This window comes from Kribbia dieselivorans NBRC 106261 (assembly GCF_001552435.1).
Lineage (GTDB): Bacteria > Actinomycetota > Actinomycetes > Actinomycetales > Dermatophilaceae > Kribbia > Kribbia dieselivorans.
In genome coordinates this window covers 1-9,839 of record NZ_BCRE01000052.1, presented here as the reverse complement: position 1 = coordinate 9,839, position 9,839 = coordinate 1, and the positions used below count along the sequence as shown (strand labels likewise).

9 protein-coding genes are annotated in these 9,839 nt (G+C 69.1%); 5 read left to right on the top strand and 4 right to left on the bottom strand.

The window, feature by feature from the left end; genetic code table 11:
- Both KD1_RS05360 and KD1_RS05355 read right to left on the bottom strand, forming a co-directional pair.
- Positions 1-1,407, bottom strand: a 1,407-nt coding sequence (locus tag KD1_RS05360; protein ID WP_083542127.1) for a dipeptidase, incomplete at its 3' end; no start/stop codon positions are given.
- Between the two features lie 10 nt (positions 1,408-1,417).
- Complete coding sequence (locus KD1_RS05355; RefSeq protein ID WP_068398593.1) at positions 1,418-2,434, bottom strand: helix-turn-helix transcriptional regulator; 1,017 nt, start codon at positions 2,432-2,434, stop codon at positions 1,418-1,420.
- Positions 2,435-2,619: 185 nt separating this feature from the next.
- On the opposite strand from KD1_RS05355, the gene KD1_RS05350 reads away from it, so the two are divergent.
- From KD1_RS05350 to KD1_RS05340, 3 genes are all read left to right on the top strand, one after another.
- Complete coding sequence (locus KD1_RS05350; RefSeq protein WP_068398590.1) at positions 2,620-3,579, top strand: cyclase family protein; 960 nt, start codon at positions 2,620-2,622, stop codon at positions 3,577-3,579.
- A gap of 8 nt (positions 3,580-3,587) precedes the next feature.
- Positions 3,588-5,237, top strand: a complete 1,650-nt coding sequence (locus KD1_RS05345) for a class I adenylate-forming enzyme family protein (RefSeq protein ID WP_068398587.1) — start codon at positions 3,588-3,590, stop codon at positions 5,235-5,237.
- A gap of 104 nt (positions 5,238-5,341) precedes the next feature.
- A complete protein-coding gene (locus KD1_RS05340; RefSeq protein WP_068398584.1) occupies positions 5,342-5,917 on the top strand; it encodes a DUF3043 domain-containing protein in 576 nt (191 codons plus the stop codon).
- A gap of 14 nt (positions 5,918-5,931) precedes the next feature.
- On the opposite strand, the gene KD1_RS05335 is transcribed toward KD1_RS05340, so the two are convergent.
- Entirely contained in the window at positions 5,932-6,144 is a 213-nt protein-coding gene (locus KD1_RS05335; protein WP_068398581.1) for a hypothetical protein, read from the bottom strand.
- A 46-nt stretch (positions 6,145-6,190) separates the two neighbouring features.
- Positions 6,191-7,309 (bottom strand): glycine cleavage system aminomethyltransferase GcvT, encoded by a 1,119-nt coding sequence (gene gcvT / locus KD1_RS05330; RefSeq protein ID WP_068398578.1) that lies wholly within the window; start codon positions 7,307-7,309, stop codon positions 6,191-6,193.
- Positions 7,310-7,396: 87 nt separating this feature from the next.
- Between gcvT and KD1_RS05325 the strand changes: the two genes are divergently transcribed.
- Together KD1_RS05325 and KD1_RS05320 are read left to right on the top strand one after the other, a co-directional pair.
- Positions 7,397-8,971, top strand: a complete 1,575-nt coding sequence (locus KD1_RS05325; protein WP_068398574.1) for a leucyl aminopeptidase — start codon at positions 7,397-7,399, stop codon at positions 8,969-8,971.
- A 135-nt stretch (positions 8,972-9,106) separates the two neighbouring features.
- Positions 9,107-9,839: biotin/lipoyl-containing protein (locus KD1_RS05320; protein WP_305069018.1), on the top strand; the 733-nt coding region annotated here is incomplete at its 3' end.

Sequence of the window (9,839 nt, the reverse complement as noted above, 5' to 3'; positions counted from 1 at the left end):
GGGGGTGTGCTCGGCGGGGGTGGCGGCGAAGGTGTGCGTGCCCAGGGCGCCGAGGCGAGCGAGCAGCAACGCCTCGGCGACGCAGACCCGCTCCCACTCCCCCAGGTGCAGCGACTCGTTCGCGCCGTGGGCGCGGGTGTCCGGGTCCTCGACACCGGTGACGAGGATCGCGGCCTCGGGGAACTTCTCGGCGAACGCCTGCACGAACGGGATCGACCCGCCGATGCCGACGTCGACCGACGGCGTGCCCCACGCATCGGCGAACGCCGCCCGGGCCTGGTCATACACCGCTCCGGTCGTGTCGGCGGCGAACCCCCACCCCTGCTCGTCGAGGGCGACCTCGACCGTGGCGCCCCACGGCGCGTGCGACTCCAGGTGGGCCTTGATCGCCAGCCAGGCGTCGTTCGGGTTCTCGTCGGGGGCGATGCGCAGGCTGATCTTCGCGCTCGCCGCCGGCAGCAACACGTTGGCGGCCGTCTCGACCGACGGCGCGTTGATGCCGATGACGGTCACGGCCGGCTTGGTCCACAACCTGGAGAGCAGGGATCCCGAGCCGATGACCTGAGTGCCCGCGAGCATCCCCGCTTCGCGACGCAACTGCGCCTCGTCGTAGTCGAGGTCGGCGGCCTGCCCCGACTTCAACCCGGCGATGGCGACGTTTCCCACCTCGTCGTGCAACGTCGCGAGGAGCCTCGTCAGCGAGGTCAACGCATCCGGCGCGGCGCCCCCGAACATGCCGGAGTGGACGCCATGGCTGAGCGTGCGCACCGTGACGACCACGCGCACGGTGCCGCGCAGCGTCGTCGTCAGCGACGGTTGCCCGATGCCCCAGTTGAGTGAGTCGGCCAGGACGATCGCGTCCGCGCGCAACCGCGCTCCGTGTCGTTCGAGGATCCGCGGCAGGGACTCGGAGGCGATCTCCTCCTCCCCCTCGACGAAGACGGTGACCCCGACGGGCAGGCGGCCCTCCTTGGCGCCCAGGGCCCGCAGGGCCGCGACGTGCGCCATGACCCCGGCCTTGTCGTCGGCGGCGCCGCGACCGTAGAGACGTCCGTCACGCTCGACCGGCTCGAACGGGTCGGAGTCCCAGTCGCTGCGCTCCCCCGGTGGCTGCACGTCGTGGTGGGCGTACAGGGTGACGTGCGGCGCTCCGGGCGGTCCGGTCAGCGTGCCGATCACCGCGGGTCGGCCGCCCTCGGACACGACCTCGACATCGAGCCCCTCGGCGCGCAGCAACTCGGCCACCGCCTGCGCGGAGGCATCGACGTGGGCTTGGTCGAACGAATCGAGGCTGACGCTTGGGATGCGCACCAGCGACTCGAGATCGGAGCGCAGTGCGGGCAGGAGAGCGGCCACGCGAGCCCGAATCGCGTCGGTCTCGTCGGGGGTCAGCGGCGATTCAGTCATGGGTCCGACCCTAGACGTGGCCGCTCTCGCCCTCAACGACTCGCCGTCGGGCATGGGTGGCGATCAGATCACCGCCACCGCGACGAAACTCTCGTGGGGCCACCCCGAAATGTCGTTTGAAGGCGGCACTGAAGGCACTGGGTGACTGAAAGCCGACGGACGTGGCCACATCGGCAATGCTCTGGTCCCGGAAGTCGTCGCTGCCCAACCGCAGTCGTGCCATTTCAAGTCGCTCCTGCCGAACGAGCTCGGTGGCGGTCATACCTGCGCGGGCGAGCACGGCCTGCACATACCGCGGTGACCAGCCGATCGCGGCCGCCATCGATCCGATCGAGAAGTCCAGGTCGGTGGCGTGGTCTCGGACGTGACGACTAACGGAGGCGAGCACAGCCGCGTCCCCACTGCGAGGCGGCGCGGTGTCCTCCCCTGCTGCCGCGAGCGCGACCAGGTCCAGGGCACGCTCGACCGCCGCGTCGAACTGCACTCCGGTGAGGTGATGGCGTTCGCGGAAAAGACTCAGCAGTAGGTCCCGGCTCACGCAGGCAAGCCCGGTGTCCGCCACGATGCGAATGCCACGCGAACCCGCAATGTCGAGTCGGCCCTCCAGTCGCTCCGGCGGAATAAGCAGCATGAGTCCCTGAATCCCGTCCCCATGCGCCAGGTGGAAGGGGCTGTCGATCGGTGTCAGCGCCATGTCGCCGACGTTCAAGGTGTGGTCTGGTCCATCGACCCCCACATGCAGGGTGCTCTTCACTGGAAGGAGTAGTTCGTAATGGCCGCGCGGGTCTCGTTCGATACCCCGCCGTTCACGTCGGACATGTTCCCGCTCGCTGGTCCACGAGACGAGTTGGAACGTTTCCGTGCGCTGCCGATACGTCCTACCGGTGAACGAGTCGCCAGTGAAGTCGACTCGGAACTCCCCATGGACCATCGAACTCCATTCACGCCACGCGGCGTGTGCGTGGGCGCCGGAGTACCCCGGCTCACGGGTGTCGACCCCGTCGATGGAGTAGGCCGTTGCGTTCATACCCCGACACTGTCGCACAACATGGGCCGTCCGTCACGGCCCTGAGGTTGTGCGGATACACGACAGAACTGTGCGCCTGCGCAGGCGACAAGCAAGCCCCCGCCGACCTGTACTTCTCTTGTGGCCGCACGTGGCCTCCTTGGCGTCACCGCGGTGACCGACCCCCCTCTTCAAAGGAGAAGAATATGTCCGAAACCACACCTCCCACCCTCGACGACCTGCTCGCCGACGCACCGACCAACTGGGGCAAGTGGGGGACGAACGACGAGGTTGGCTCCCTGAACTACCTCGGTACGGAGCAGGCTGTAGCCGCCGCCCGGCTCGTCCAGCAGGGCAAGGTCTTCACCATCCAGCGACTCATCGGCGACCCCAAGGGCGACCCGGTCTGGCCGGGCCGCTCCCCCGCGGTGCGCACCCAGATCCTCGATGAGTCCTCTTGGGACGGTGAAGGCGCGCCGCAGTTCCCGGGCGGCCTGCATTACGCCGACGACAAGATCGAGGCGTTTCTGCAGGGGTCGACGCAGTACGACGCCTTGGGCCACGTGTGGTACGGCGGCAAGCTGTGGAACGGCTACGACGCCCGCAGCACGGTCGGCGGCATGGAGTTGGCCAGCGTCGAGCCGATCGCCCAGCGCGGGGTCGTCGGTCGCGGTGTGCTTCTCGACATGGCTCGGTTCCGTGGGAAGTCCCACTTGGACGCGGCCGAGACATTCACCCACGAGGACCTTCTCGCCTGCGCAGCCCAGCAGGGGGTCGAGCTCCGCCCTCGTGACATCCTTCTGATTCGCACCAACTACATCGAGCTCTTCTTCGAGGACAGCGAGTCCTTCTACGCGAATTTCTGCGAGCCTGGACTCGTCTACAGCCCTGAGCTCGTTCAGTGGTTCGCCGACATGGAGATCCCGAACCTGGTCACGGACACCATCGCCAACGAGATCACCATCGATCCGAACAATGGCGTTGCGCTGACGCTCCACAATGCCCTCATGCGCAACCTCGGCATTGCGTTCACCGAAATCACCGACCTCGAGTCCCTCGCCGAGGACTGCGCCACCGACGGTGTGTATGAGTTCCTGTACGCCGCGGCGCCGCTGAAGGTGGCCAAGGGCACAGGCGCGCCGGTCAACCCCCTCGTCATGAAGTGAGCCCGTCGATGACCTCTCCGTACGACGGCCGCCCATGGCTGTCCCTGTACCAAGGTGTGGACGCCGATCTCCGCCCCGAGCACGACAACGCGCTGGACATGTTCCGTCACGGGCTGGCCGTTGATCCGGACGGCGCCGCGCTCCTGTACTTCGACGGCGTCATCTCGCGCACCGAACTCGACGAACTCTCCGACGCGCTCGCGGCGGCGCTGGAGTCGCGTGGGTTCGGGCCGGGCGACCACCTGGCGGTGTATCTGCAGAACGTGCCGCAGTTCGTCATCTGCATGGTGGCGGCGTGGAAGGCGGGCGGCGTACTGGTGTCGGTGAACCCGATGAATCGGGCCCGCGAGCTCAAGTACGTATTGGACGACTCTGCCGCGAAGATCCTCGTCTGTCTGGACGACCTCTACGACACGGTAGCGCGCGACGTGGTGCCCGACACCGCGGTGGAGTTGGTGTTGACGACCAGTGGACTGGATCTTCAGACGCGCAACGACCCTCGGATCTTCGCGGGGGTGGAGCGCCGTCGCCACGAGGGCACCGAGGACCTGCTCGAGGTCGTCGAGTCCCATCGCGGGCAGAAACCGAATGGAGCGCCGCTGACCGCCCAGGACGTCGCGTTCCTGACGTATACCTCGGGCACCACCGGGGTGCCCAAGGGCGCCATGAACACGCACGGCAACGTCGTCTTCAACGCGACGGTGTACCGCGACTTCTTGCACTTCAGGCCCGGCGGCTCGGTCCTGGGCATTGCGCCCCTGTTCCACATCACCGGGCTCGTGGGGCATATCGCGGTGGGCCTCCTGGCTCCGATGCCACTCGTTCTGGCCTTCCGGTTCGACCCGGCCGTGGTGCTCGACGCCTTGATCGAGCACCGACCGGCCTACACCGTCGGGGCCATCTCCGCCCTCAATGCCCTGCTCCTGCACCCCGACTTCACGCGCGACCACTTCAGTTCGTTCAGGTCGATCTACTCCGGCGGTGCGGCCATCGCTCCGGCGGCGGAGCGAGCCTTCAAGGAGGCCACCGGTATCACCGTGCACAACGTGTATGGACTGACCGAAACGACCTCGCCGATGACGGGCGCCCCCTTCGGTGCGCAGCAACCCGTCGACCCCACCTCCGGTGCTCTCTCCGTGGGTGTCCCGGTGCCGTCGACGATCGTCCGCGTCCAGGACGACGCCGGTCGGGATCTCCCGTTCGGGGAGATCGGGGAGATCGTCGCCGAAGGTCCGCAGGTGGTCGCCGGCTACTGGGGCAAACCTGAGGAGACCGCAAAAAGCATTCCCAACGGTGCCCTCCACAGCGGCGACGTCGGCTTCATGAACGAGGAGGGGTGGATCTTCATCGTCGACCGCAAGAAGGACATGATCAACGCCTCGGGGTACAAGGTGTGGCCCCGCGAGGTCGAGGACGTCCTGGCCGAGCACCCGGCGGTGCGTGAAGCCGCCGTGGTCGGTGTCCCGGACGAGAAGCGCGGCGAGACCGTCAAGGCCTTCGTCAGCCTCAAGCCAGGGTTCAGCGCCACTCCGGACGAACTCATCGCGCACTGCAAGGAGCGCATGGCGGCCTACAAGTATCCGCGCATGCTCGAGATCATCGACGAGTTGCCGAAGACGGTCACGGGCAAGATCCTGCGGCGCGAACTTCGGGACTAGCCCGAAGCATCCCGGCACAGGCCGGAGTGCCGTTGGCCCTGTCTCGGGTGGCGATCGTTGCCCGGGGCAGGGCCAGCTCGGTTGCCCACGTAGACTGGTCGATCATGTTTGGACGCAAGAAGGACACCCCGGCGCCGGAGCCGGCCGAGCAGGCCCACCCCCACCGCGAGGGCGCCAAGAACCGCCCGACGCCGACGCGCAAGGAGGCGCAGGCGGCCCGCAAGCGTCCGCTCGTCGAGGACCCCAAGGAGGCCAAACGCCGCGCGAAGCTGGAGCGCCGCGAGGCCTACGCCAAGCAGCGCGAGGCCATGTACACCGGCCAGGAGAGCGCACTCCCGGCCCGAGACCGCGGCCCGGTCCGCCGCTACGTGCGCGACGTCGTCGACAGCCGCATCGGGGTGGGTGAGATTCTCCTGCCGATCATGCTCGTCGTCCTAGTCGTCTCCGCCTTCGCCCAGACGTGGGCGGGCTATCTCTTCATCACCGTGTACATCCTCATGATCTACGCAGTGATCGACGCGGTCGTGCTCTACTTCCGCACCAAGCCGAAGCTCAAGGCCCGGTTCGGCAACGACGTCGAGACCAAGGGTCTGGGCTGGTACATGGCGATGCGCACGTTCCAGTTCCGGCAGCTGCGCGTGCCGCGCCCGGGTGTCGACCGCGGCCAGCCCCCGCGCTGATCGCAGGCCCGGCGCTACCCGGCGCTCAGGCTCATCGGACCGTACACGACCTCACCGTCGCGCCGCAGGGTGACGGACTCGACCCCGAGGTCGGACAGGTCCTGCCACGACTCCGCGAACCACGCCTCGGCGTCGGATTGGCTGGGGAACGCCGTCGTCGGCAGATCGGGGTGGGTGATCTGCGCTCCGTTCGCGTCGAGGTAGGTCCAGGTGTAGGTGTCGCTCATCTGCTGATCTCCGAATCTCGTCTCGGGTGGCTCAGACGCAGGTGTGTCAGTCACGCACGCCGGTCGTGACGAACGGCGGCTTGACGACCTCGGCCGACACGTCGCGACCGCGCACGTCGATCATGACCTCGTCGCCGACCTTGACGCTGCGGTCGAGCAGCGCGAGCGCGATCCCGACCTTGAGCGTCGGGCTGAACGTCCCGGAGGTCACCTCGCCCACGTCGACGCCGTCGACCGCGACGGAGCAGTGCGGCCGCGGGATGCCCCGGCCGGTGACCCGCAGTCCCCGCAACAACCGGGTGGTCTTGGCCGCACGTTCCTCCGTCAGGGCCGCCTTGCCCCAGAAGCTGGGCTTGTCCCATCCCACGGCCCACGACGATCCGGCCATGACCGGCGTGATCGACGGCGAAAGGTCGTTGCCGTGCAGCGGGTAGCCCATCTCGGTGCGCAGCGTGTCGCGCGCCCCCAGCCCACACGCCCGGCCGCCGAGGGGTTCGATGGCGGCCGCCAAGGCGTCCCACACGGCCGGAGTCTCGTCCCACCCGGCGACGATCTCGTACCCCTTCTCGCCGGTGTACCCGGTCCGACAGACCGTCACCGGCCGCCCCTGCCAGGTCGTGTCGACGAACGACATGTAGTCATGCCCGGTCGGCAACCCCAACCCCTCGAGCACCTCCTCGCTGCGCGGGCCCTGCACGGCGATGATCCCGTAGCGGGTGTGTTGGTTCACGATGGTGATGCCGGCCGGCGCGGCCGCGCTGAGCAGGTCGACGACCTCGGCCGTGTTCGCGGCGTTCGGGATGAGGAAGACGTCGTCGTCGGCGCGCACATAGGCGATGAGGTCGTCGACGACCCCGCCGTCCTCGGTGCAGCACAGGGTGTACTGGGCCTGCCCGGCGGTGATGCGGCGCAGGTCGTTGGTCAGGCAGGCGTTGATGAAGTCGACTGCGGTCGTGCCGTCGGCGGCGCGACCGGTCACCTGCGCCTTGCCCAGGTGGGAGACGTCGAAGATGCCGACCGCCTCGCGCACGGCGGTGTGCTCGGCGACCACACCTGCGCCGGTGTACTCGATCGGCATGTCCCACCCGCCGAAGTCCGCCAACTTGGCTCCCAGGGCCACATGGCGGTCGTGCAGCGGTGAGGTCAACGGAGTCGAGAACGTCATGGAGTCAACCTACCCAGCGCACCATGTCGGCGGGGGTGGGTAGTGTTTCTCAGGCAGCATCACTCCCAACCGAAGGACCTGCCCTCGATGAGCCCCCGCACCGTGTCGAGCACGATCTCCACCTCGCTGGCCACCAAGTCGCCGGCCGACCTCGATGTCGACACCCTGGTGCTGGCCTCCGTGCCGGACGGTGAGGCGGCCCGCCTGGCCGACGGCCACGACCTGCCCAACAAGGTGGTCAAGGCCCTGAACGCGGCGCTCGCCGCGGTGAACGCCACGGGCAAGCCGGCCTCCCAGGTGGCACTGCCGGCCCCCTCGGGGGTCAAGGCGCGTCGCGTCGTCGTGACCGGCCTGGGTGACACCCCGGTGGCGGAGGGCGGCGATGTGCTGCGCCGCGCGGCCGGTGTGGCCACCCGCGGCGCGACGGGCAGCGTGGCCGTGGCGATTCCGCACGCCGATGTCGCCGGGCTGGCCGCCGTGGTCGAGGGCGCCCTGATGGGCGCGTACGCGTACCCGGGCATTCGTGGCGCGAAGGCCACCGACGGCTCGACCGGCGATCGCAAGAACAAGCGGAGCAGCGAGACTCCGGCTGGATCGACGAAGGTCACCTCGCTCTCGGTGGTCACCTCCACCGGCAAGTCCGCCGCGGTCGCGGTGCGCCGCGCCGAGGTGCTCGCCGACGCCGTCTCGTGGGCCCGCGACCTCGTCAACACTCCGCCGAACCGGTTGACGCCCCAGGCCTTCGTCGAGGCGGTTCAGGAGCAGGTCAAGGCGGCAGGCGTCAAGATCGCCGTGACCGTGCTCGACGAGAACGAACTCAGGGAGCAGGGCTTCGGCGGCATCACCGGCGTGGGTCAGGGTTCGGCCAACCCGCCGCGGATCGTCCGCCTGTCGTGGACGCCGAAGTCGAGTTCGGCCGCTCCGGTCGCCTTCGTCGGCAAGGGCATCACCTTCGACTCCGGCGGTCTGAACATCAAGCCCGGGTCGTCGATGGCGACGATGAAGTCGGACATGGCCGGTGCCGCGGCCGTGGCGGCGGCGACGATCGCCGCCGCCGTGCTCGACGTGCGCGTGCCGGTGACGACGTACCTCGGCCTCGCCGAGAACATGCCCGGCGGCAACGCTCAGCGCCCCGGCGATGTCGTGACGATGCGCGACGGCACCACCGTCGAGATCCTCGACACCGATGCCGAGGGCCGCATGGTGCTCGGCGACTGCCTGTGCCTGGCCTCGCAGGAGGGGGCCGAGCGCATCGTCGATGTGGCCACCCTGACCGGCGCGTGCGTCGTCGCGTTGGGCACCCGCGTCACCGGCGTCATGGGCAACGACGAGGCGTTCACCCAGGAGGTGCTCGGCGCAGCGCAGACCGCCGGTGAGCAGATGTGGCCGCTGCCCCTGCCTGAGGACCTGCGCGCCAGCCTCGACAGCCCGTTCGCCGACCTGGCACACAAGGGCGACCGGTGGGGCGGCGCCCTGACCGCCGGCCTGTTCCTCGAGCGTTTCGCCGCCACGCCCGGCGACCGCACGCCGATCACGTGGGCCCACCTCGACATCGCCGGCCCGTCCTACAACGAAGGAGCGCCGTGGGGGCACGTGCCCAAGGGCGGTACCGGCGCTGCGGTCCCGACACTGCTGACGCTCCTCGAGAACCACGCGCATTGATCGTGGCTGCCACACGTCGACTTCCCTCGGGCCCGCGGTCGGCGTGGCTTGGGGTCCCTCCGTACACAACGCCATCCCGGCATGAGAGTCTGAACACATTCGCCTCTCCCCCCTGCACCGAAGGAGAACAGCCAGATGTCTGAACGCGTGACCATGCCCGCGCTGGGTGAGTCCGTTACAGAAGGCACCGTCACCCGCTGGCTCAAGGGGGTTGGTGACGAGGTCGCCGTCGACGAGCCACTGCTCGAGGTCAGCACGGACAAGGTCGACACCGAGATCCCCTCCCCCGTCGCCGGCATCCTGCAGGAGATCCTCGTCGAGGAGGACGAGACCGTCGAGGTCGGTGCCGACCTCGCGGTGATCGGTGACGGCGCTGCGCCGGCCCCTGCGGCCGCTCCGGCCGAAGCCGCTCCGGCTCCCGCCCCTGAGGCCGCACCTGCTCCGGCTCCCGCCCCCGCGGCTGCCCCGGCCCCTGAGGCTGCTCCGGCCCCTGAGGCTGCTCCGGCTGCTCCGGCTCCGGCTGCTGCGCCCGCCGGTGGTGGCGAGGGCACGACCGTGACGATGCCGGCCCTGGGTGAGTCCGTCACCGAGGGCACCGTGACCCGCTGGCTCAAGGCCGAGGGTGACGAGGTAGCCGTCGACGAGCCGCTGCTCGAGGTCAGCACCGACAAGGTCGACACCGAGATCCCCTCGCCGGTCGGCGGCACGCTGACGAAGATCCTCGTCGAGGAGGACGAGACCGTCGAGGTCGGCGCGGATCTGGCCGTCATCGGTGGTGCCGCTGGTGTTGCGGCCCCGGCCGCAGTTCCCGAGGCTGCTCCGGCACCCGCGCCTGCCCCGGCTCCCGCTGCGGCCCCGGCTCCCGCTG

Coding starts and splice junctions, on each gene's coding strand:
- KD1_RS05355 (WP_068398593.1), bottom strand. CDS start 2,434: ATGAACGCAACGGCCTACTCCATCGACGGGGTCGACACCCGTGAGCCG.
- KD1_RS05335 (WP_068398581.1), bottom strand. CDS start 6,144: ATGAGCGACACCTACACCTGGACCTACCTCGACGCGAACGGAGCGCAG.
- KD1_RS05325 (WP_068398574.1), top strand. CDS start 7,397: ATGAGCCCCCGCACCGTGTCGAGCACGATCTCCACCTCGCTGGCCACC.
- KD1_RS05350 (WP_068398590.1), top strand. CDS start 2,620: ATGTCCGAAACCACACCTCCCACCCTCGACGACCTGCTCGCCGACGCA.
- KD1_RS05340 (WP_068398584.1), top strand. CDS start 5,342: ATGTTTGGACGCAAGAAGGACACCCCGGCGCCGGAGCCGGCCGAGCAG.
- KD1_RS05345 (WP_068398587.1), top strand. CDS start 3,588: ATGACCTCTCCGTACGACGGCCGCCCATGGCTGTCCCTGTACCAAGGT.
- gcvT (WP_068398578.1), bottom strand. CDS start 7,309: ATGACGTTCTCGACTCCGTTGACCTCACCGCTGCACGACCGCCATGTG.